Here is a 20,276-nt window from a genome sequence, read left to right as displayed (position 1 = left end):
TGATCGGTTTGATTGTTGTTGTTCTGGCGATCCTGCGCTTTGCGTTCGGCGTCATTTAATAACATCAAGTTTGGCCCTTCTGTGTAAAACCTCGTCGCAGGAGGGCCAATATTTACCTAGTCTTCCGACGTCTCCGGATCATTCTGCGCCGCATCCCCTGACGTTTCGCGTATCTCGGCGGCCAGAAACCTTTCAAAATCATCAAGATTGATCGGGTCATATTGACCGAAGCCCTGCATCCACACGGACGGGGCCTTTAGGGCTGCCGGCTCGAGCTTGCACCATTTGAGCCGCCCGCGCTTTTCCTGCACGATCAGACCTGCACGTTCCAGCACCGACAGATGTTTCGATATCGCAGCGAGCGAAATGCCGAAGGGGTCGGCTACGTCTGTGACGGCCATATCATCCTCAAGAAGCATCGCCAGAATGGCGCGCCGCGTCGGATCGGCGAGCGCGGCAAAAATCGCGTCGAGCTGTGTGGCGGGCGGTTGGGGCACGGCTGTCTGGATGTCCTTGATGCGCGGGTAGGGGCGGTTCTTATGAGGTAGCGGAAACCACGCTTAACCAAAAGGTTGAATATGATTGCCGCGCGAATTTGCAAGGGGTGCGGGGAGTTTGCACCTGAATATGAACTGCGGCTCAGCGTAAAATCTTTTGATTACAGTCCCTTGGGTGGTCGGCGAACAGAGTTGACTCTGAAGCGGTGTGAAAGTAGCTACTGCGCAACACATCCAAGAGGGATTTTGGCGTGACCGATCCGGACCAACAGCAGCGGCTAAAGCAGCTTGAGGCAAAGATCGAAGCAGCCAAACGGGCGCAGGCTCCAAAACCCCGGGCGGATGAACATTATTCCCAGGCATCGCTGGCCTGGCGGATGGTGATCGAACTTTGCGCCGGTCTGGGGATCGGTTTTGGCATCGGATACTCGTTGGATTGGTTCTTAGGAACGCTCCCGATTTTCATGGTGCTGTTTGTAATGCTGGGCCTTGCGGCAGGGGTGAAGACGATGCTCCGCTCCGCGCAGGAAATCCAGGAAAAGAAGATGGCCGATGTGGCCGATGAAGAAAAAGGGCCCTGACATGGCGGCAGAAGCACACGGCGAAGAAACAGGCGGTTTGGCTTTTCACCCGATGGATCAGTTCATCGTCAAGCCATTCTTTGGCGACGGCGCTGTATCCTGGTACACGATCACCAACGCAACAGTCTGGATGGCCGTTGCCGTTCTGGCGATCTTTGCGCTGCTGGTTCTGGGCACCTCCAAACGGTCGGTTATCCCGTCGCGCATGCAGTCGGTCGCTGAGCTGGCCTATGGCTTCATCTACAAGATGGTCGAGGATATCTGCGGTAAAGAAGGGGTGAAGTACTTCCCCTACATCATGACCCTGTTCATGTTTATCGTCTTCTCGAACTTCCTGGGCCTGCTGCCGATGGCGTTTACCCCGACATCGCATATTTCGGTCACCGCCGTGATGGCCTTTGCCGTGTTCTTCGGTGTGACCATTCTGGGTTTCGTCAAGAACGGCGCATCGTTCCTGAGCCTGTTCTGGGTCAGCAGCGCGCCCTTGGCTCTGCGTCCGGTTCTGGCCCTGATCGAGCTGATCTCGTACTTTGTACGTCCGGTCAGCCACTCTATCCGTCTTGCGGGTAACATGATGGCGGGTCACGCCGTGATCAAGGTTTTCGCGGGCTTCGCGGCACTTGCTGCCATCGCCCCCTTCTCGGTTCTTGCGATCACGGCGATGTATGGTCTCGAGGTGTTGGTTTCCTTCATCCAGGCATATGTTTTCGCGATCCTCACATGCGTTTATCTGAAAGACGCATTGCACCCGCACCACTAACACCAAGGCGGGATATTCCCGCCTGACCAATCACCAAAATTCCATTGTAAGGAGAAATGACATGGAAGGCGAACTCGCACAAATGGGCCAATTCATTGGCGCAGGTCTGACAGCATTCGGCATGGGTGGCGCTGCCATCGGTGTGGGCAACGTTGCAGGCAACTACCTGGCTGGCGCACTGCGCAACCCATCTGCTGCTGCTGGTCAAACAGCAACTCTGTTCATCGGCATCGCCTTTGCAGAAGCCCTGGGGATCTTCTCGTTCCTCGTCGCTCTGCTGCTGATGTTCGCTGTCTAAGCTTAAGACACCTACGTCCTTACGCTTCGGGCAGTGCGCTATGGCGCGCTGCCCGAAAGACTTCCACGCTTTGACAGGAGCCCGCTATGGCGACGGAACCGATTACTAGGGAAATCGCTGGCACATGTGTCAACGAATTTGGCAGCGCCATTGGTATGCCACAGCTTTGCATTGATTGGTTCGGCAACCAGATTTTCTGGCTTATCGTCGCTCTGGTCGCAATTTACTTTATTCTGTCGCGCGTTGCCCTGCCACGCATCGGCGCTGTTCTGGCGGAGCGCCAGGGCACCATCACCAATGACATCGCCGCCGCCGAAGACCTGAAGGTCAAAGCGACGGAGGCAGAGGCCGCTTACGACAAAGCCTTGATCGACGCCCGTGCAGAAGCACAGCAGATCATCGCCGCCGCGAAAGCCGATATTCAGGCCGATCTGGACAAGGCGATTGCCAAGGCAGACGCCGAGATTGCCGCCAAATCTGCAGAGTCCGAAAAAGCGATCAGCGAAATCCGCGCCTCCGCGATGGAGAACGTTGAAGCTGTTGCCAAAGACACAGCCGAGGCAATCGTCGCCGCCGTCGGTGGTTCTGCTGATGCGAAAACAATTTCCGCGGCCGTCGATGCCCGGATGAAAGGATAAGCCATGCGTTTGACCTTCTCAGCCCTCATCGCCGGTCTGGTCGCCTCCCCTGCTTTTGCAGCTGGTGACGTGTTTTTTTCGCTGCGCAACACGGACTTTATCGTCCTGCTGGCTTTCCTGCTTTTCGTCGGTGTTTTGATCTATTTCAAAGTGCCAAAGATGATGGGCAGCATGCTCGACAGCCGCGCCGAAGGCATCAAGTCCGAACTGGACGAAGCCCGTGCGCTGCGTGAAGAAGCGCAGACGCTTCTTGCCAGCTACGAACGCAAGCAGCAGGAAGTGAAAGAGCAAGCGGACCGTATCGTTACATCGGCCAAGGCCGAAGCGAACGAAGCCGCGGATCAGGCACGTGCCGACCTGGAGAAATCCATCGCGCGCCGTATGGCCGCCGCGGAAGAGCAGATCGACTCCGCTCAGGCTGCTGCCGTTAAAGAAGTCCGCGATCAAGCTGTCGTTGTGGCCATCGCCGCTGCCAAGGATGTTATCGCCAAGAAGATGACAGCCGCAGAAGGCAATGCATTGATCGACAGTGCAATTGCAGAAGTCGACACAAAGCTTCACTAAGTTTTAACGAACTGACTTTAAAAGGCCTCGGTATTGACCGGGGCCTTTTTACGTTGGGCTAGGTGTTTGTCTCGTGTTGAAGACGTTGTCGCGCGACATCTTCATTACGCTCGGCCTTTTGATGATCGCGCAGCGCGTTCTCGACGTACGTCAGATGCGCCTCTACTGCGGCTTGTGCTGCGGCGGGATCACGTGCCTGTAATGCGTTGTTGATGGCGCGGTGCTGATCCAGCAGGGCGGTGCGCGTTGTGCGCTGTTTGAACATGACTTCGCGATTGTAGAATACGCCGCCACGCAGCAAGTCATACATCGACCGCATCATATGCAGCATGACGACGTTATGGCTCGCCTCTGTGATCGCCATATGAAACTGCGCGTCCAGTTGCGCTTCGTCATCTGCGTTACGCTTCTGATGTGCGGCTTCCATCTTGTCGAACACCGCCTGAATGACCCCAAGGTCGGTGTCAGAACCAAGCCGCGCGGCCCGTTCGGCTGCCAGCCCTTCCATGTCGCGGCGGAACGAAAGATAGTCGAACACGGCTTCGTCGTGACGTGCAAAAAGCTCTGTCAGGGCAGGGGAGAACGCGCTGCCGAGCACATCGGCGACATAGACCCCCGCGCCGGGCTTTGCGGTCAGCAATCCGCTGGCCTGAAGCTGGGCAATAGCATCCCGAAGCGAGGGGCGCGAAACGGCCAGACGCTCTGCCAGCTCACGCTCTGCGGGTAGCCGTTCGCCGGGCCGCAGAATGCCACGCAGGATTAACTGCTCTACCTGCCTAACGACAGCGGCTGACAGTTTTTCGGAGGCAATAGGCTGAAAGGGCATCGGCGTTTCCTTGGATTGGTCAAATTATATGACCGGAGGGGCGGGGCGGCAACGCGATTGTTTTCTGCACAATGTTGGTCCGCATTAACACTTGCTTAGGGTGCCGCGCGTTAGATGGGCTCATGATGATAGATACACGATTCCTTACCGTCTTGCTGTGCGCCTTGGTGATGGTGATTGTCACGGGCTGCAACATGCCAAGCGCGCATTTCAGCGGCTTGCCTGCCACTGCTATAACGGTCGACGGATCCGACTTTGACGTGCGCGTTAACGCCAATCAGGCGGAAGCGATACGCACCAATATGGAATACGCCCCACGCTTCGGCCCAATCCGCGACCGTGCGGCGCGGGCGATGGCGCAGGTCAGCGGGTGCGAGGTCACGCATGTCGCGGGGGATCAAGCGCTTGCCGTCGGAAAGCTGGACTGCGGATGAGGGGTAGAACCGTCAAACAACCATAGCGAAAGGGAGACGCGATAACAGACATAGAATAACAATATCTTGTGGATAAGGCGGCTACTTCCCGCTCTACCTAGCGGGGTCGCGTTGACTCTAAACCCGATGATCCGCAATTCTGGCTATCCATAAGAATCAGGCGGGCACGAACATTGCGGTTTTCCAAACTCAGGCTGACAGGCTTTAAAAGCTTTGTAGACCCCACTGATCTGATCATCTCGGATGGTCTAACCGGCGTTGTTGGCCCGAATGGTTGCGGCAAGTCCAACCTGCTTGAAGCGCTCCGTTGGGTGATGGGCGAAAACCGTCCGACTGCTATGCGCGGTGGCGGTATGGAAGATGTGATTTTCGCCGGCGCGTCCTCTCGTCCGGCCAAGAACTTCGCCGAAGTTGCGTTGCATATCGACAACTCCGAACGTCTCGCGCCGGCTGGGTTTAACGACGGTGATAGCATCGAAATCATCCGGCGGATCACCCGTGATGTCGGTAGCGCCTATAAAGCGGCTGGAAAGGATGTGCGCGCGCGCGATGTGCAAATGCTGTTTGCCGACGCATCAACGGGAGCCCATTCGCCAGCGTTGGTACGCCAAGGCCAGATTTCGGAATTGATCAACGCCAAGCCGAAGAACCGGCGCCGTATCCTTGAAGAAGCCGCCGGTATTTCGGGGCTTTATGCCCGCCGTCACGAGGCTGAACTGAAGCTGAATGGTACCGAAGCAAACCTCGCGCGCGTTGACGATGTGGTTGAACAGCTTGCCGGTCAGCTTTCGCAATTGGCGCGCCAGGCCCGTCAGGCTGCGCGTTATCGCGATATTGGGGATGCCCTGCGCCGGACCGAAGGGGTGCTGCTGTATCGGCGCTGGCGCGTGGCCGAGGATGCGCGTCAAACGACGGCCGAAGCGCTGCGCAGCCAGATGGCCACCGCCGCCGAGGCGGAAAAAGCCGTACGTCAGGCCACTGTGGCACGGCAAAAAGCGGAAGAGGCTTTGCCGCCCCTGCGTGAGGAAGAAGCGATCGCGGCCGCTATCGTACAGCGGCTTGGTGTACAGCGCGATACCTTGAGCGATCAGGAAAACCGCGCCCGGGCCGCGATTGACGCCTTGACCAAACGCATCGCGCAGTTGACCCGTGATCTGGAGCGCGAAGGTGAGTTAAACCGCGACGCCGAAGAAACGATCACGCGGTTGGAGCGGGAAGAACGTGACCTGTCGGATGCGGGCGAGGGGCATGAAGCTGCGGTCGCGGAGGCGGCAGAGCGCGCGAAAGAGGCCGCCGGCGTGCTAGAGAAACAGGAAGCGGATCTGTCGAAGCTGACCGAGGATGTCGCCCGTTTGGTCGCGCGTCACAGCTCTGCCGAACGCTTGCTGAACGATCACCGCAAAACGCTTCAACGATCGGAAGCGGAAGCGGATAAAGCGCGTGCCGCCGTCGCGCAGAGTGCCGCCGCACTCGAGAAAGCAAACGCCGATTTCAGCGCCGCTCAAGCTGCAGAGACGCAGGCGCATGCGGCCTCTGTCGCTGCCGAGGAAGCCTTGCAAAAGGCGGAGGACGACCGCGCTGCCACCCAAAGTCGCGAAGCAGATGCCCGTGCCGAGCGGTCAGAGGCCGAGGGCGAACTGAACGCCATTCGCGCCGAAGCAGGCGCGCTGGCGAAGCTGGTAGAGCGTGACACCGCCGAGGGTGGTCAAATTCTGGACCGCCTGCAGGTCGAGCACGGGTTTGAAAAAGCGCTTGGTGCTGCCCTGGCTGATGATCTGCGCGCCCCGGATGTCGATGCGGACGGGCCCTCGGGGTGGGCATATTTACCTGCATATTCAACGGTCCAGCCTCTACCCGAGGGGATCACCCCGCTGACGGCGCATGTCTCGGTGCCTGACGTTCTGAATCGCCGGATGAGCCAGATTGGTCTGGTCGACGCGGACGACGGCACGCGGCTTCAACCGCTGCTGCTGCCGGGCCAGCGTCTCGTCTCGCCAGAGGGCGATTTGTGGCGGTGGGATGGTTTCCGGGCGTGGGCGGAGGATGCGCCCTCGGCCGCTGCGCTTCGTTTGCAACAAATTAACCGTTTAGAGGTACTCAAGCAGGGGCTAGAGCAAACGAATCAACGGGCGGAGGCCGCGCGTGATGCACATGAAACATTGCAAAAGCTTCTGCTTGCTCAGGCAGAGGCAGACAAAAATGCGCGGGCGCTGCGGCGCGATGCGGACCGTGCTGTTGCCGATGCAGGACGGGCCCTAAGCCGGGCTGAGGCGGATCGGAACCTGGCGGAGAGCCGGTTGGACAGTTTGGGGTTGGCCGTCGCCCGCCACGAGGAAGAGGCGATCGAGGGTCGACGTTTGGTGACGGAGGCAGAGAATGCGCTTGCCGCGCTTGACGACGTATCAAGTGCCCGCGCCGATGTGGAGATGTTGCGACAGACCGTTGAAGGTGCGCGCATTGCGATGATGACGAGGCGTTCTGCGCTGGACGAACTGCGTCGCGAGGGCACCGCGCGCGAGAGACGTGCCCAAGACGTCGCCAAGGAATTGGGCGGCTGGCGGAACCGCCTGGACACGGCGGGAAAACGCAGCGCCGAGCTTCTTGAACGCAAAGAAGCATCGGAAAGAGAGTTGACCGAAGCGAGCTCTGCCCCCGGAGAGATCGCGGCGAAACGTGAAGAGTTGACGGGCGCAATTTCTGCGGCAGAGACCCGCAAGCAGGCGGCCAGCGCAGAGTTGTCTACCGGGGAAGCCGATTTGCGCGATACGACATTGGCTGAGCGTGACGCAGAGCGCTTGGCCTCGGAGGCGCGCGAGGCGCGGGCGCGGGCAGAGGCGCGCGCAGATGCGGCGAAGGAAACGGTAACCCTTGCCGCAGAGCGCATTGATGAAGAACGTGACACGACCCCCGAAGCGCTGGCAGAGACGCTTGAGATCAACGCTGATGAGATGTCAGATGTCGAGGTTCTTGAAAACCAGCTGAGCCGTTTGAAGGGACAGCGCGAAGCCTTGGGTGCTGTGAACTTGCGTGCCGAGGAAGACGCGAAAGAGGTTCAGGCGGAACACGACACTCTGGTTGGCGAAAAGGCGGATTTGACCGAGGCGATCCGGACATTGCGCAGCGGTATCGCGAGCCTGAATAAAGAAGGCCGTGAACGCTTGCTGACCGCATTCGAAGAGGTGAACAGCAATTTCTCTATGCTGTTTAAACATCTTTTTAACGGTGGTGAGGCCAACCTTGTGATGGTCGAATCGGACGATCCTCTGGAGGCGGGGTTGGAGATTATGTGCCAGCCGCCGGGCAAAAAGCTTAGCACGCTTAGCCTATTGTCGGGGGGCGAACAGACCTTGACCGCGATGGCGCTGATTTTTGCAGTGTTCCTTGCGAACCCTGCGCCAATTTGTGTGTTGGACGAGGTTGACGCGCCTTTGGATGATGCGAATGTGACGCGCTTTTGTGACCTGTTGGACGAGATGTGCCGACAGACTGACACGCGCTTTTTGATCATCACGCACCATGCAGTCACAATGGCGCGAATGGATCGGCTGTTCGGCGTCACCATGGCGGAACAGGGCGTCAGCCAGCTGGTCTCTGTCGATTTGAAGAAGGCAGAAACGCTGGTGGCCTAACGCCCGTGTCCCTAATCGCGCCCATGTGGGGCGGTGAAATCGACCGTCGGGTTAATCGGGATGATCTGATGCGGGTTCACCGTGGTCTGACTGAAATGGTAGTGCCGAACAATGTGATCAAAATGCACGGTCTCGGCGATATCAGCGTGTTGATAAAGTTGCCGGGTATAGGCCCAAAGGTTCGGGTAATCGATAAGGCGCTTATGGTTGCACTTGAAATGGGTGTGATACACGAGGTCAAAGCGCGCGAGGGTCGTGAACAGCCGCCAGTCGGCCTCGGTCAACTTGTCGCCCGCGAGAAAACGGTTGTTTTCGAGGATGCTCTCGAGCCACGCCAGACTGTCAAAAAGCAGATGGACCGCGTCGTCATAGGCATCTTGAGACGTCGCGAACCCGGCCTTGTAGACACCATTGTTAACGGTCTCGTAAACGCGTTCGTTGATGTCGGCGATTTGTTCGCGCAGGTCAGTCGGCCAATAATCATCAGTATTGCCGGTGATTTCATTAAACGCACTGTTGAACATGCGAATGATCTCGGCCGATTCGTTCGATACGATCGTGTTTTGCGCCTTGTCCCAAAGCACAGGCACCGTGACGCGGCCAGTGAAATTTGGATCGGCTTTGATATAAATGTCACGCAAAAAGTCACTGCCAAAGAGGGTGTCTCCGGTCGCGCCTTCGAAATCTGTTGCGAAAGTCCAGCCGTCTTCCATCATGTCGGGGTGTACGACCGACACGCTGATATGGTCGGTAAGGTCTTTCAGCGCGCGGAAAATCAGTGCGCGATGTGCCCAAGGGCAGGCATAGCTGACGTAGAGGTGATACCGCCCTGATTGAGCTTGAAAGCCTGATTTTCCTGACGGGCCCGCGCTGCCGTCCGCTGTGACCCAGTTGCGAAATTTGGAGGTGGAGCGTTCAAACTTACCTCCGGTAGACTCCGTATCGTACCATTTATCGCGCCATTCTCCGTCGATCAGCAGTCCCATACACCACTCCTTTACTTGTTTGTGTTCAAGGTAAGTTCAGACGGGCGAAAGGCCATAGCACGCGACGCACAGGGGGGCTGCGTTGATGCACGTCGAATAAATTCTTGGGGCGCACTTGATTTTGAATCCCAGCACGTCACGCTTCATGTTGGAAGCCTTTGGAGGGAGGAAGCTGTGGAAGCCATATTGCCGAAAGACATTCAGGCCGGGCTGGATGCCGCACGGGTGGATAGCCTGCGAAAATCGTCGCGTTTGCGGGTACACGCGGACGGGGTGGAACATAAGGTCCTGCGTTATTGGGACACTGGCTTCTCGCTTGATGCGCAGACGGCACCGCAGTTGCGCGGTCGGGTCGATTTATTCGATGGCGCGGCTCATCTGTTTCAATGTTTGATCGTCGCGGTAGAGCAAGAGGGCGGCGAAATGCTGTTTGATTTCAAACGCGCAACCCGTGTCGCGAAGTCTGCGGCGCTGGATTTCGAACGGGCTGCAGATGCGCCGGCGGGCTTGATCACCGTCGACGCACCGCATTGATTTATTGCAGGTCTTTGAACGCCTCGCGCAGACGGTTGCAAGCTTCTTCTACCCGGGCGCGCGGGGTGGCGATGTTGAACCGCAGGAAGCTTTCCCCGCCCTTGCCAAAAGTTGGCCCGTGGTTTGCAGCAATCCCAGCGGAGTTTTCGACCCGTTGGGTGAACTCTGACCTGTCCATTCCGGTCCCGCTGAAATCGACCCAAGCAAGGTAGGTTGATTGAAGCGACATGGATTGCAGCCCGGGAATGTCCTTTATCGCAGCGTCAAAGATCTGCCGGTTGCCGTCCAGATAGCTGACCAGATCATCAACCCATGCGGCCCCTTCCGGCGAATAGGCTGCGGTCGCCATAAACAGACCGAAGGAGTTTGGCGAAAGCCCCATCGCTGCAATGCGTGCCGCAAAGGTTTCGCGGAGCTTCGGATCGGGGATGATCACGTTGCCGGAGTGGGAACCGGCAATGTTAAAGGTTTTGGTTGTCGCGGTCATCATGACCAACCGATCAGCCACGCCATCGATCAGGGCCATAGGTGTGTGTGTATGACCGGGCATCACCAGATCATGGTGAATCTCGTCCGAGACGAGGACAAGGTCATGGCGTTTGGCAAAGGCTGCGACCTGCTCCAACTCTGACCTCGACCAAACACGCCCGCCCGGGTTATGGGGGGAACAGAACACCAGCATCGTCTCGTTGCCAGTCATTTGCGCGTCATAGGCATCGAAATCGAGCGTATACTGGCCGCCTTCTATCGCCATTTTGCATTCGACCACCTGCCGCCCTGCGGCGGAGATCACACGCGCAAAGGCGTGGTAAACCGGTGTGAACAGGACAACTCCGTCCCCGGGCTTGGTGAAGGCGTCGACACACATCGCGGTTCCGTTAACCAAGCCGTGCGTGGTGAAAATCCACTCGGGCGCGACTTTCCAGCCGTGTCGATGCTCCATCCACCATTGGATGGCGCCCAGATATTTGCTGTCATCGCCGAAATAGCCATAGACGCCATGGTCCAACATATCTTGTAGCGCGGTTTGAACCACCTGAGGCGGGCGGAAATCCATATCCGCAACCCACATGGCAATGCCCGTATCCGCGGGGACGCCGTAGATCGGCTCCATCTTGTCCCATTTCGCGCAATGGGTGCCACGCCGGTCGATGATTTCGTCAAAGCTCATGGGGTTCTCCTGTCAGATTTGGCCGACACGCTAAACCTAATCGACCAGACCGCAAGCCCCGAGGTTGCAGCGGCGCAGGTGTTGGCCTAAATCAACCAAATGATACGCAATATTTTACTACACCCTGACCCGCGGCTGAAAAAGCCATGCGCCCCCGTGACCGATATGACGGACGAGTTGCGCAGCTTGGCTGATGATATGCTCGCCACGATGTATGACGCGCCGGGGATCGGTCTTGCGGCCCCCCAGATCGGGGTAATGAACCGCTTGATCGTCATGGATTGCGTAAAGGAAGAGGGGGAGACGCCGCGACCGCTGGTGATGTTCAACCCCGAAATCATCGCCGCCTCGGACGCGCTGAACACCTATGAAGAAGGGTGTTTGTCGATCCCCGAGCAGTTTGCCGATGTGACGCGCCCCGCAGATGTGGACGTGCGCTGGATCGATATCGACGGGAACGAGCAGACCGAGACCTTTACAAAACTATGGGCGACCTGCGTGCAGCACGAGATCGACCATCTGGATGGCAAGCTTTTTATCGATTATCTCAAACCGATGAAGCGCCAGATGATCACGCGCAAAATGACCAAGCTGAAACGCGAGCTGGCGCGCGGATGAGCGTGTTGGACATCGTGACCTGGCCTGACGCGCGGCTGACAGCTGTGTGCGCGCCCGTCGCCACACGCACGCCCGAGATCGACCGGCTGATCGATGACATGTTCGAGACGATGTATGCCGCGCCCGGTCGCGGGTTGGCGGCCCCGCAGGTTGGCCGGACCGAGCGTATTTTCGTTTTCGATGCGGGCTGGAAGGAAGGCACCCCGACGCCTGTCGCCTGTATCAATCCGCAGATCGTCAGCCTGTCTGACGCCCGCGCGATTGGCGAAGAGGGATGTTTGTCGATCCCCGGCGTGCCAATGGATATTGCCCGCGCAACAGAGGTTACCTTGCGGTGGACGGATGCTGATGGCACCCACGAACGAAAGTTTACCGGCGCAGAGGCCGTGATCGTGCAGCATGAATATGACCACCTTGATGGCATCGTCATTTATGACCGTGTCGCGCAGGAGCAAAGCCAATGACCGTTCGTCGCATTCTTCCGTGGCCGCACGCTTGTTTGCGGACACCCGCCGCCCAAGTGGCAGAAATCAATGATGAAATTCGTGCGCTCTGGGACGACATGATCGACACGATGGACGCGATGCCGGGGGTCGGGCTGGCCGCACCGCAGATCGGGGTGTCGCTGCAGGTCGCCGTTGTCGATGCCTCGCAAGCGCGGGACAAGCGGATTCGATTGGCAAACCCGGTCGTCATCGACGCTTCGGCGATCATGAATGAATACGAAGAGGCAAGCCCGAATTTGCCCGGAATATCGGCCAAGATCCGGCGTCCACGCGGTGTGAAAGTGCAGTATCTTGACGAGCAGGGCGCGACAGTGACGCGCGATTTCGTCGGGTTGGAGGCGACCAGCGTGCAGCATCAGATCGACCATCTTGCTGGAAAAATGTTTGTCGACAATCTGAGTAAAACGCGCCGTGATATGCTGCTGCGCAAGGCGCGCAAATACAAGGGCTGATTGCCTCTACGGTTTGAAGGGAAGTGTTCGATGCGTGTTATCTTTATGGGCACACCTGATTTTTCAGTGCCAGTGTTGGATGCGTTGGTCTTGGCCGGCCACGAAATCGCCGCCGTCTATTGCCAGCCGCCGCGCCCTGCAGGGCGAGGCAAAAAGGACCGCCCCAGCCCGGTGCAGCAACGGGCAGAGGCTTTGGGGTTGCTGGTACGTCACCCCGTTTCGTTGAAAACCGCCGAAGCGCAGGCGGAGTTTGCAGGGCTCGAAGCGGATGTCGCTGTTGTTGTGGCCTATGGTCTGATTTTGCCCCAAGCCGTACTGGATGCGCCGAAATCCGGGTGTCTGAATATCCACGCGAGTTTGTTGCCCCGATGGCGGGGTGCCGCGCCGATCCATCGGGCGATCATGGCGGGCGACGTTGAAACGGGTGTGTGTATCATGCAGATGGAGGCGGGGTTGGACACGGGGCCCGTACTGTTGCGCGCCGCGACGCCGATCCGCACCACCGAGACGACGATCGAACTGCATGACCGACTAAGCGCCATGGGCGCAGAGTTGATCGTGGAAGCACTTCGGCAACTGCCTGACCTGCAACCGGAACCACAGCCCGAAGAGGGCGTGACCTATGCCAGTAAAATTGACAAGGCCGAGGCGCGCATCGATTGGTCGCGCCCCGCTACAGAGGTGGACCGGCAAATCAGGGGATTGTCGCCGTTTCCTGGTGCATGGTTCGATCTGGACGGCACGCGGGTGAAGGTGCTGGCCTCGAAGCTTGCCGAGGGCGAGGGTGCAGCGGGCGAGGTTCTGGATGATACTTTGCGCGTCGGTTGCGGGAAGGGTGCGGTTCAGCTGATCCGCTTGCAACGTGCGGGGAAAGCGGCGCAAGATGCGCAAACGTTCCAGCGTGGTGCGCAGATTGCTGCGGGAACAGTTCTAAGCAAAGGGTAAATCATGCTTCCGACGCTTATCGGCACGGTTGTGATCGCGGGGCTTGTCGGCTTTTTCGCCGAAAAGTCAGGCTTTACCCGCAACGGCTATCTTGCCTCGATCATCATCTGCGTGGGCGGCGCTTTCCTGTTTTATTTCGTGCGGTTGATGTTCGGCTTCGGGTTTAATTCGGCCGGTATGAACGCCATCGCATCCTCTATCGGGGCGCTGATCATCGTGCCGTTTCACTGGCGTCGAAAGTAACGTTACACCCGCGGCGGGCGGCTTTTGTACACGGGTAGGTGCCATCCGAAATACAGCGATCCGGCACGCAAAATCCACGTCATACAGGCACCGGCAAACAGCGCCAGCGCATCATCGCCCAGAATGCTACGGATGATGACAGCGGTTGCAGCACCGGCGAAAGCGGCGGTCACATAAAGTTCACCCTGTTGCAGAACAAGCGGCACCTCCCCCACGACAACATCGCGCATCAACCCGCCCATGCAGCCGGTGATCATCCCCATCAGCACCACGACCACAGCGGATTGATCAAGCGAGATCGCCACACCCGTACCCGCAGCAACCGCCACGGCGAGCGCCACGGAATCGAGCCATAGCAGCGCGCGATAGCGACTTTCGAGAAGATGCGCGGTAAAGAAAACCACCATCGCGGCAGTGACGCCCACGGCGAGATGGGTAGGGTTCGCAATCCAGAAAATAGGGTTTCGATCCAGCAACAGGTCGCGCAGTGTGCCGCCGCCCAAGGCCGTGAGACAGGCGATAAAGGCGAAGCCTACAAGGTCAAGCTGGGCGCGGCTGGCGACCAGCGCCCCCGTAATCGCAAAGACCAGAACGGAGGCATATTCCAGCAGGGTGATCAGGCTCATTTGGTTTTGAACGGGGCCATGCCCGCCCGCGCCAATTCATCGGCGCGCTCGTTCTCGGGGTGGCCAGCGTGGCCTTTGACCCATTCCCAGGTGACCTGATGCCGCGCATTTGCCGCATCCAGCCGCTGCCAAAGCTCCGCGTTTTTGACGGGCTTTTTAGCGGCATTCTTCCAGCCGTTTTTCTTCCAGCCGTAGATCCAGCCGGTGATGCCATTTTTGACATAGTTACTGTCGGTGACGATCGTGATCTCGGTCGGGCGGGCCAGCGCTTCGAGCGCGCTGATGGCGGCCATCAGCTCCATCCGGTTGTTGGTGGTGGCGGGTTCGCCGCCTTTCAACTCGCGCTCCTTAACGATCTTGTCGCCATCCATCGCCCGCATCAGGGCACCCCAGCCACCGGGGCCGGGATTGCCGGAACAGGCACCATCAGTATATGCAATCAGCTTGGTCATGGGGCTGCCTTATCCAGTCTGGCGTGGGGGCGTCCAGCCTAATCTAAGCCCCGCCCGCAAGTTTCGATGCTACAGAAAGACGCCCACAGCCAGACACGCCAGAACGACCGCGGTCAGAAGCGTGCGCAGCTTTAGCCACCAGCGCGGCGCAAGACGCCAGTGCCAGAAGGCGGCATCAAGGACGAGTAGACCCGCAAAACCGAACATCAGGTTCAGCCCCGCACCCACGGGGCCGCCGCTGGTCATGAAGAACGCCCAAAGCGCCGGGATCACGGCGAGGATATAGCCGGCCGTCGCCTTCGCCCCGCTGATCTTGGTTGCGAATCCCCATAGCACGCCGGACATGAAGGAAAGAATAACAGTGCCGTAGAACAGTTGGATATATGGCCCGACAAAACGGCCGCCGAACGTCGCCGCGCCCCAGTTCGCCAAGGGATCAACCAGCCCGGTCAAGGCCCCCCAGATAAAGGGAGTAAGCCCGGCAAGGCCAAGCCAAAGCGGCGCGCGGGGGATGCCGGTCATGCGGGTACTCGCAGCACACGGGGGACTTTGAATTCCACATTCTCTACCGCGGTTTCGACCATTTCGGTGGTCACATCGTATCGGTCTTTGAACGCGTCAATGACCTCGTTGATAAGCTGTTCGGGGGCCGAGGCACCGGCGGTGATCCCGATGCTTTTGATCCCCTCGAGGCTGCGCCAGTCGATGTCCGTCGCGCGCTGCACCAGCTGGGCGTAATCGCAGCCCGCACGCGATCCGACCTCGACCAGACGGCGCGAGTTCGATGAGTTTGGCGCGCCCACAACGAGCATCGCATCACACTTCGGCGCCATTGCCTTCACCGCTTCTTGACGGTTGGTCGTGGCATAGCAGATGTCTTCCTTGTGCGGCCCGATGATCTGCGGGAAACGTTTGTTCAGGGCGGCGACAATCTCGGCTGTGTCATCAACGCTTAACGTTGTCTGGGTGACATAGGCCAGCTTGCTCGGGTCGCGCACCTCGACGGTTTCGACATCGGCGGGCGTTTCGACCAGCAAAACCTCGCCCGGGGGGAGCTGCCCCATGGTGCCAATGGTTTCGGGATGGCCCGCGTGGCCGATCATGATCATCTGCAGCCCCGCGTCGGCGTGGCGTTGCGCCTCGATATGCACCTTGGAGACAAGCGGGCAGGTCGCGTCGACATAGACCATATTGCGGGCCTCGGCCTTGGCGGGGACGGCTTTCGGTACGCCGTGCGCCGAGAAGATCACGGGCCGGTCATCGGGGCATTCCGACAGTTCCTCGACAAAGATCGCACCCCGTTCGCGCAGCCCGTCGACGACGAATTTATTGTGCACGATCTCGTGGCGCACATAGACCGGCGCGCCCCATTTCTCGATGGCCATTTCGACGATCTTGATCGCGCGGTCGACGCCCGCACAGAAACCGCGTGGCGCGGCAAGATACAGGGTCAAAGGCGGTTTGGTCATCACACTCTCCTTGGGCATGGGCCATAGGTAAGGGTTGCGCGGCGCATCGTCCAGACCAGCGGCGGCACAGTCTGATGCTTGACATGCGCGCGCACGTATTGCGGGGGCATGAGCGATGCGGAGATTTAGGCGCGCCGTCGCGGGTTATTCGTCAGATGTTTCACGTGGAGGCCGGCCAATAACGTCGCGCAGGTCTTCGAGTTCGATAAAGTTGTCCACTTGGCGGCGCAGTTCGTCCGAGATCATGGGCGGTTGGCTGCGGATCGTGCTGACGACAGAGACGCGCACGCCCTGACGTTGAAGGCTTTCGACCAACGGGCGGAAATCGCCGTCACCAGAGAAGATCACGATGTGGTCAAGATGTGGCGCAAGCTCCATCGCGTCGACCGCAAGCTCGATATCCATGTTCCCCTTGACCTTCCGGCGGCCCATGCTGTCGGTGTATTCCTTGGCCGGTTTGGTCACCATGGAGAACCCGTTATAGTTCAGCCAGTCGACCAGCGGGCGTATGGGGGAGTATTCGTCATTTTCCAGCAAAGCGGTGTAGTAAAAGGCACGCAGCAGTTTGCCGCGGCGCATGAACTCCTGCCGCAGTAGCTTGTAATCAATGTCAAAACCCAGGTTCTTGGCCGCTGCGTAAAGGTTGGAGCCGTCGATGAATAAAGCGAGCCGTTCGTCCTTGTAGAACATGAAGTGCCTTCCTAATACACGTCGTTCGGAAATTTGCGTCGTGTAGAGCCGCTATAAAACGAAATGTTTCAAATTTAGTTTCCGACTATGAATACAATACTAACTAAGGTTTTTTCGAGAGGCAGCAAGTGAAGACATTGGCCAACCCTGACCCCAAGGGGGGTGAAATCGGCAAGTGCGCGCTGATCGCCCTCGGGAGCAATCAATCATCAGTTGCGGGAGGGCCGGCGGAAACTCTGCGTCGGGCCCTTGATATTATGGTTGGTATGGGCGTGCGGGTTGTCGCTCTTAGCCCGTTTTACTCAACCTATGCGTTTCCTGCGGGGTCAGGTCCGAATTTCGTAAATACAACCTCTAGTATAAGGGTAGAAGGGGAGCCGGATCAAGTTTTAGCTATTCTTCATGCCGTCGAAGCGGAGCTTGGGCGCGAGCGGCAAAGCCGGTGGGCCCCTCGGACGGTCGATCTGGATCTGATCGCGATGGGGGATGTGGTGTTGCCGGATGTACAGACGCAGACCGATTGGCGGGAGATTCCGCTTGAACAGCAGATGGTCAAAGCGCCTGACCAGCTGATCCTGCCGCACCCGCGGCTTCAGGATCGTGCCTTTGTTTTGGTGCCGCTGGCGGACATCGCGCCGGACTGGCGTCATCCCCTGATCGGCAAAACCGTTCGCGAGATGTTGAATGACCTGCCAGAGGCAGATAAAAAGGGGGTATGGCCGCTGGAATAGGCCCTTGTAAATTCCGCCGATGGCTTCTAAATAGTCGGCTTCTTGCAGCATTCATGATTGGAGCATCCCCATGGCCCGCGTCACTGTCGAAGATTGTGTAGATAAAGTGCCAAACCGGTTCGAGCTTGTCATGCTTGCCGCGCATCGTGCGCGTGAAATTGCGGCTGGTTCTACGGTCACTGTTGATCGCGATAACGACAAAAACCCTGTCGTGTCCCTGCGCGAGATTGCGGATGAAACCCAATCGGCCGACGAGCTGCGCGAGCGTCTGATCGAAAGCAACCAGAACCAGATCGAGGTTGATGAACCCGAAGAGGACGCAATGGCGCTTCTTATGGGGGCTGAGCAAGACAAGCCCGAAGAGGACAGCATGTCCGAAGAAATGCTGCTGCGGCAGTTGATGGCGGCACAAGGGCAGGGCTAAGGCCCGCGCCCTTCGGGGCTTATAGGCAGGACAGGTATGAATACCGCCGACATTACGGCTGACGACCTTATCGCGCTTGTGCGCGCCTATAACCCTAAGACGAACGAAAATCAGATCAGGCTGGCCTATGAATATGGCCAGCAGATGCACGAGGGCCAGTTCCGCCATTCCGGAGAGCCCTATTTCACGCATCCGGTCTCTGTCGCGGCCATTTTGACCGAACAGCAGCTGGATGACGCGACCATCATCACCGCATTGCTGCACGACACGATCGAGGACACGAAAGCGTCCTATAGCAGCGTCGATGAAAAGTTCGGACATGATGTCGCTGAACTGGTCGATGGCGTGACCAAGCTGACCAACCTGCAACTGAATTCCAACGAGACAAAACAGGCCGAGAACTTTCGCAAGCTGTTCATGGCAATGTCGAAAGATCTGCGGGTCATTTTGGTCAAGTTGGCGGATCGGCTGCATAATATGCGCACGATCAAGTCGATGCGCCCTGACAAGCAGATCCAGAAAGCACGTGAAACAATGGATATCTATGCGCCTCTTGCGGGGCGTATGGGGATGCAATGGATGCGCGAAGAGCTTGAGGATCTGGCCTTTCGCGTGCTCAACCCCGAAGGGCGGCAGTCGATCATCCGGCGCTTTATCACCCTTCAGCGCGAAACGGGCGATGTCATCCAGCGAATCACCGGCGACATGCGGCACGAGCTTGAGAAAGCCGGGATCGAGGCCGAAGTCTTTGGGCGGGCGAAAAAACCGTATTCGATCTGGCGCAAGATGCAGGAAAAGCAGCAATCCTTTTCCCGTTTATCGGATATTTACGGTTTCCGCGTTATCACCACCTCGGAGGATGAATGTTATCGCGCGCTTGGCACCATCCATCGGCGCTGGCGTGCCGTGCCGGGCCGGTTCAAGGATTATATCAGCCAGCCCAAGACGAACGGTTACCGGTCGATCCATACCACCGTCTCTGGCCGTGACGGCAAACGGGTCGAGGTGCAGATCAGAACGCGGCAAATGCATGATGTCGCTGAATCCGGTGTGGCGGCGCATTGGTCCTATCGTGACGGCGTACGGTCGCGGAACCCCTTTGCTGTTGATCCGGTCAAATGGGTCGCGCAACTGACAGAGCAGCTCGATTCAGAGGAGGATCACGAAGATTTCCTCGAGGCGGTCAAGCTTGAGATGTACGCCGATCAGGTGTTCTGCTTTACCCCCAAGGGCGAGGTGGTCAAGCTGCCGCGTGGGGCGACGCCGATTGATTTCGCCTATGCGATCCACACGCGAATCGGGTCTGCCTGCGTGGGTGCCAAGATCGACGGGATGCGCGTGCCTTTGTGGACGCGGGTGAAAAACGGCCAGTCGATCGAGATTATCACCGCACAAGGTCAGACACCGCAGGCGACATGGCTGGATATCGCAACGACGGGCAAGGCCAAGACGGCGATCCGTCGGTCGCTGCGTGAACTGGATCGCGCGCGCTTTGTCAGCCTCGGGCGCGAACTTGCCCGCTCTGCCTTCGAGCAGATGAATAAATCGGCGACGGAGAAAGTGCTGCGCACCGCGGCGCGCAACCTGCGCCTCTCCAGCGCGGAGGAGCTTTTGGCGCAGCTTGGCTCTGCCGAACTGACGGGCCAAGAGGTGGTGCAGGCCGTCTATCCCAACCTGCGACCCAAACCCGGGGAACATGTCGACCGCAAGCGCGCGGTGGTGGGGCTGGAAGCGGGGCAATCCTTTGACCGGTCGCCTTGTTGTCAGGCGCTGCCGGGGGAACGCATTGTCGGCATCACCTTCCGCGGGCAGGGCGTCAAAATCCACACCATCGATTGCGAGCGTCTGTCGCATTACGAGGACCAGCCCGAACGCTGGCTGGACCTGCGTTGGCACGACGGGCCACATCCCGCGATCTATGGGGCGACACTGGATCTGACCATCGGCAATGGGGCGGGCGTGCTGGGGCGGATTTGTACGCTGATTGGCCAATCCTCTGCCAATATCGCAGATCTGGAATTTTTGGACCGCAAGCCTGACTTTTACCGGTTGTTGATCTACGTAGAACTGCGAGACATTGCGCATCTGCATTCTTTGATCCCGATGTTGGAGGCCGAGAGCGAGGTCGCCGAGATCAGCCGATACCGGAACCCCGACTTGTTCAAGGCAGGTACCAAAGACGCATGATCCGCCCGGACTGCA

At 58.5% G+C, this 20,276-nt stretch carries 25 protein-coding genes; 16 read left to right on the top strand and 9 right to left on the bottom strand.

What is annotated here, in order from left to right:
• Positions 1-116: 116 nt before the first annotated feature.
• Complete coding sequence (locus AADW22_RS14440; protein WP_260003861.1) at positions 117-497, bottom strand: helix-turn-helix transcriptional regulator; 381 nt, start codon at positions 495-497, stop codon at positions 117-119.
• Between the two features lie 251 nt (positions 498-748).
• On the opposite strand from AADW22_RS14440, the gene AADW22_RS14435 reads away from it, so the two are divergent.
• The 5 genes from AADW22_RS14435 to AADW22_RS14415 all read left to right on the top strand — a co-directional run bounded on the left by AADW22_RS14435 (position 749) and on the right by AADW22_RS14415 (position 3,338).
• Positions 749-1,078: an AtpZ/AtpI family protein gene (locus tag AADW22_RS14435; protein ID WP_005849975.1), complete on the top strand. Its 330-nt coding sequence runs from the start codon at positions 749-751 to the stop codon at positions 1,076-1,078.
• A 1-nt stretch (position 1,079) separates the two neighbouring features.
• Positions 1,080-1,838 (top strand): F0F1 ATP synthase subunit A, encoded by a 759-nt coding sequence (locus AADW22_RS14430; RefSeq protein WP_237277710.1) that lies wholly within the window; start codon positions 1,080-1,082, stop codon positions 1,836-1,838.
• A 61-nt stretch (positions 1,839-1,899) separates the two neighbouring features.
• Complete coding sequence (locus tag AADW22_RS14425) at positions 1,900-2,136, top strand: F0F1 ATP synthase subunit C (RefSeq protein ID WP_005849971.1); 237 nt, start codon at positions 1,900-1,902, stop codon at positions 2,134-2,136.
• An 86-nt stretch (positions 2,137-2,222) separates the two neighbouring features.
• The gene (locus tag AADW22_RS14420; protein WP_005849969.1) at positions 2,223-2,774 is read left to right on the top strand and encodes a F0F1 ATP synthase subunit B'; all 552 of its coding nucleotides are present in this window, start codon (positions 2,223-2,225) and stop codon (positions 2,772-2,774) included.
• A gap of 3 nt (positions 2,775-2,777) precedes the next feature.
• Positions 2,778-3,338, top strand: a complete 561-nt coding sequence (locus tag AADW22_RS14415; RefSeq protein ID WP_037941252.1) for a F0F1 ATP synthase subunit B — start codon at positions 2,778-2,780, stop codon at positions 3,336-3,338.
• Between the two features lie 58 nt (positions 3,339-3,396).
• On the opposite strand, the gene AADW22_RS14410 is transcribed toward AADW22_RS14415, so the two are convergent.
• Positions 3,397-4,164 (bottom strand): FCD domain-containing protein, encoded by a 768-nt coding sequence (locus AADW22_RS14410; protein WP_064215896.1) that lies wholly within the window; start codon positions 4,162-4,164, stop codon positions 3,397-3,399.
• 125 nt (positions 4,165-4,289) lie between these two features.
• On the opposite strand from AADW22_RS14410, the gene AADW22_RS14405 reads away from it, so the two are divergent.
• Together AADW22_RS14405 and smc are read left to right on the top strand one after the other, a co-directional pair.
• Complete coding sequence (locus AADW22_RS14405; RefSeq protein WP_407473954.1) at positions 4,290-4,598, top strand: hypothetical protein; 309 nt, start codon at positions 4,290-4,292, stop codon at positions 4,596-4,598.
• Positions 4,599-4,771: 173 nt separating this feature from the next.
• Positions 4,772-8,227 (top strand): chromosome segregation protein SMC, encoded by a 3,456-nt coding sequence (gene smc / locus AADW22_RS14400; RefSeq protein ID WP_407473953.1) that lies wholly within the window; start codon positions 4,772-4,774, stop codon positions 8,225-8,227.
• Positions 8,228-8,238: 11 nt separating this feature from the next.
• On the opposite strand, the gene AADW22_RS14395 is transcribed toward smc, so the two are convergent.
• Positions 8,239-9,213: a glutathione S-transferase family protein gene (locus AADW22_RS14395; protein WP_407473952.1), complete on the bottom strand. Its 975-nt coding sequence runs from the start codon at positions 9,211-9,213 to the stop codon at positions 8,239-8,241.
• Between the two features lie 174 nt (positions 9,214-9,387).
• Between AADW22_RS14395 and AADW22_RS14390 the strand changes: the two genes are divergently transcribed.
• Positions 9,388-9,747 (top strand): hypothetical protein, encoded by a 360-nt coding sequence (locus tag AADW22_RS14390; protein ID WP_005849957.1) that lies wholly within the window; start codon positions 9,388-9,390, stop codon positions 9,745-9,747.
• Position 9,748: 1 nt separating this feature from the next.
• On the opposite strand, the gene AADW22_RS14385 is transcribed toward AADW22_RS14390, so the two are convergent.
• Positions 9,749-10,918 carry a MalY/PatB family protein gene (locus AADW22_RS14385; RefSeq protein WP_407473951.1) on the bottom strand — a complete coding sequence of 390 codons (1,170 nt, stop codon included), beginning with the start codon at positions 10,916-10,918 and terminating at the stop codon, positions 9,749-9,751.
• A 99-nt stretch (positions 10,919-11,017) separates the two neighbouring features.
• On the opposite strand from AADW22_RS14385, the gene def (AADW22_RS14380) reads away from it, so the two are divergent.
• From def (AADW22_RS14380) to AADW22_RS14360, 5 genes are read left to right on the top strand one after another with little or no spacing between them, the layout of a single operon-like run.
• Entirely contained in the window at positions 11,018-11,536 is a 519-nt protein-coding gene (gene def / locus AADW22_RS14380) for a peptide deformylase (protein ID WP_037941269.1), read from the top strand.
• Positions 11,533-12,000, top strand: coding sequence for a peptide deformylase (gene def, locus AADW22_RS14375; protein ID WP_407473950.1), 468 nt, complete (start codon positions 11,533-11,535; stop codon positions 11,998-12,000). The genes def (AADW22_RS14380) and def (AADW22_RS14375) overlap by 4 nt, the downstream gene beginning before the upstream one ends.
• The gene (gene def / locus AADW22_RS14370) at positions 11,997-12,494 is read left to right on the top strand and encodes a peptide deformylase (RefSeq protein ID WP_037941272.1); all 498 of its coding nucleotides are present in this window, start codon (positions 11,997-11,999) and stop codon (positions 12,492-12,494) included. Before def (AADW22_RS14375) ends, def (AADW22_RS14370) begins: the two co-directional genes overlap by 4 nt.
• Positions 12,495-12,524: 30 nt before the next feature.
• Positions 12,525-13,439 (top strand): methionyl-tRNA formyltransferase, encoded by a 915-nt coding sequence (fmt, locus tag AADW22_RS14365; protein ID WP_407473949.1) that lies wholly within the window; start codon positions 12,525-12,527, stop codon positions 13,437-13,439.
• Positions 13,440-13,442: 3 nt separating this feature from the next.
• Entirely contained in the window at positions 13,443-13,682 is a 240-nt protein-coding gene (locus tag AADW22_RS14360; RefSeq protein WP_005849950.1) for a hypothetical protein, read from the top strand.
• A 2-nt stretch (positions 13,683-13,684) separates the two neighbouring features.
• On the opposite strand, the gene AADW22_RS14355 is transcribed toward AADW22_RS14360, so the two are convergent.
• The 5 genes from AADW22_RS14355 to AADW22_RS14335 form a co-directional block, all read right to left on the bottom strand.
• Positions 13,685-14,308, bottom strand: a complete 624-nt coding sequence (locus AADW22_RS14355) for a trimeric intracellular cation channel family protein (protein ID WP_009825341.1) — start codon at positions 14,306-14,308, stop codon at positions 13,685-13,687.
• Positions 14,305-14,760 carry a ribonuclease HI gene (gene rnhA, locus AADW22_RS14350; RefSeq protein WP_005849948.1) on the bottom strand — a complete coding sequence of 152 codons (456 nt, stop codon included), beginning with the start codon at positions 14,758-14,760 and terminating at the stop codon, positions 14,305-14,307. Before rnhA ends, AADW22_RS14355 begins: the two co-directional genes overlap by 4 nt.
• Positions 14,761-14,829: 69 nt before the next feature.
• A complete protein-coding gene (locus AADW22_RS14345) occupies positions 14,830-15,282 on the bottom strand; it encodes a DUF3429 domain-containing protein (RefSeq protein ID WP_407473948.1) in 453 nt (150 codons plus the stop codon).
• Positions 15,279-16,229: a 4-hydroxy-3-methylbut-2-enyl diphosphate reductase gene (ispH, locus tag AADW22_RS14340; RefSeq protein WP_064215903.1), complete on the bottom strand. Its 951-nt coding sequence runs from the start codon at positions 16,227-16,229 to the stop codon at positions 15,279-15,281. The genes AADW22_RS14345 and ispH overlap by 4 nt, the downstream gene beginning before the upstream one ends.
• Positions 16,230-16,373: 144 nt before the next feature.
• Entirely contained in the window at positions 16,374-16,919 is a 546-nt protein-coding gene (locus tag AADW22_RS14335) for an NYN domain-containing protein (protein WP_005849944.1), read from the bottom strand.
• Between the two features lie 128 nt (positions 16,920-17,047).
• On the opposite strand from AADW22_RS14335, the gene folK reads away from it, so the two are divergent.
• The 3 genes from folK (at position 17,048) to AADW22_RS14320 (ending at position 20,261) form a co-directional block, all read left to right on the top strand.
• Positions 17,048-17,650: a 2-amino-4-hydroxy-6-hydroxymethyldihydropteridine diphosphokinase gene (folK, locus tag AADW22_RS14330; RefSeq protein WP_407473947.1), complete on the top strand. Its 603-nt coding sequence runs from the start codon at positions 17,048-17,050 to the stop codon at positions 17,648-17,650.
• 70 nt (positions 17,651-17,720) lie between these two features.
• Positions 17,721-18,074 carry a DNA-directed RNA polymerase subunit omega gene (rpoZ, locus tag AADW22_RS14325; protein ID WP_005849941.1) on the top strand — a complete coding sequence of 118 codons (354 nt, stop codon included), beginning with the start codon at positions 17,721-17,723 and terminating at the stop codon, positions 18,072-18,074.
• A gap of 36 nt (positions 18,075-18,110) precedes the next feature.
• Positions 18,111-20,261 (top strand): bifunctional (p)ppGpp synthetase/guanosine-3',5'-bis(diphosphate) 3'-pyrophosphohydrolase, encoded by a 2,151-nt coding sequence (locus AADW22_RS14320; protein ID WP_009825337.1) that lies wholly within the window; start codon positions 18,111-18,113, stop codon positions 20,259-20,261.
• The last annotated feature ends 15 nt before the right edge of the window (positions 20,262-20,276 follow it).

Source organism: Sulfitobacter sp. PM12, from assembly GCF_045586035.1.
Taxonomy (GTDB): domain Bacteria; phylum Pseudomonadota; class Alphaproteobacteria; order Rhodobacterales; family Rhodobacteraceae; genus Sulfitobacter; species Sulfitobacter pontiacus.
This window is presented reverse-complemented; position numbering and strand designations above follow the sequence as displayed.

Bases quoted from the DNA above. Each gene is read 5' to 3' on its own strand.
- AADW22_RS14430 (WP_237277710.1), top strand. From the start codon at position 1,080: ATGGCGGCAGAAGCACACGGCGAAGAAACAGGCGGTTTGGCTTTTCAC.
- AADW22_RS14425 (WP_005849971.1), top strand. From the start codon at position 1,900: ATGGAAGGCGAACTCGCACAAATGGGCCAATTCATTGGCGCAGGTCTG.
- AADW22_RS14420 (WP_005849969.1), top strand. From the start codon at position 2,223: ATGGCGACGGAACCGATTACTAGGGAAATCGCTGGCACATGTGTCAAC.
- AADW22_RS14415 (WP_037941252.1), top strand. From the start codon at position 2,778: ATGCGTTTGACCTTCTCAGCCCTCATCGCCGGTCTGGTCGCCTCCCCT.
- AADW22_RS14410 (WP_064215896.1), bottom strand. From the start codon at position 4,164: ATGCCCTTTCAGCCTATTGCCTCCGAAAAACTGTCAGCCGCTGTCGTT.
- AADW22_RS14405 (WP_407473954.1), top strand. From the start codon at position 4,290: ATGATAGATACACGATTCCTTACCGTCTTGCTGTGCGCCTTGGTGATG.
- AADW22_RS14395 (WP_407473952.1), bottom strand. From the start codon at position 9,213: ATGGGACTGCTGATCGACGGAGAATGGCGCGATAAATGGTACGATACG.
- AADW22_RS14385 (WP_407473951.1), bottom strand. From the start codon at position 10,918: ATGAGCTTTGACGAAATCATCGACCGGCGTGGCACCCATTGCGCGAAA.
- def (WP_037941269.1), top strand. From the start codon at position 11,018: ATGATACGCAATATTTTACTACACCCTGACCCGCGGCTGAAAAAGCCA.
- def (WP_407473950.1), top strand. From the start codon at position 11,533: ATGAGCGTGTTGGACATCGTGACCTGGCCTGACGCGCGGCTGACAGCT.
- def (WP_037941272.1), top strand. From the start codon at position 11,997: ATGACCGTTCGTCGCATTCTTCCGTGGCCGCACGCTTGTTTGCGGACA.
- fmt (WP_407473949.1), top strand. From the start codon at position 12,525: ATGCGTGTTATCTTTATGGGCACACCTGATTTTTCAGTGCCAGTGTTG.
- AADW22_RS14360 (WP_005849950.1), top strand. From the start codon at position 13,443: ATGCTTCCGACGCTTATCGGCACGGTTGTGATCGCGGGGCTTGTCGGC.
- AADW22_RS14355 (WP_009825341.1), bottom strand. From the start codon at position 14,308: ATGAGCCTGATCACCCTGCTGGAATATGCCTCCGTTCTGGTCTTTGCG.
- rnhA (WP_005849948.1), bottom strand. From the start codon at position 14,760: ATGACCAAGCTGATTGCATATACTGATGGTGCCTGTTCCGGCAATCCC.
- AADW22_RS14345 (WP_407473948.1), bottom strand. From the start codon at position 15,282: ATGACCGGCATCCCCCGCGCGCCGCTTTGGCTTGGCCTTGCCGGGCTT.
- ispH (WP_064215903.1), bottom strand. From the start codon at position 16,229: ATGACCAAACCGCCTTTGACCCTGTATCTTGCCGCGCCACGCGGTTTC.
- AADW22_RS14335 (WP_005849944.1), bottom strand. From the start codon at position 16,919: ATGTTCTACAAGGACGAACGGCTCGCTTTATTCATCGACGGCTCCAAC.
- rpoZ (WP_005849941.1), top strand. From the start codon at position 17,721: ATGGCCCGCGTCACTGTCGAAGATTGTGTAGATAAAGTGCCAAACCGG.
- AADW22_RS14320 (WP_009825337.1), top strand. From the start codon at position 18,111: ATGAATACCGCCGACATTACGGCTGACGACCTTATCGCGCTTGTGCGC.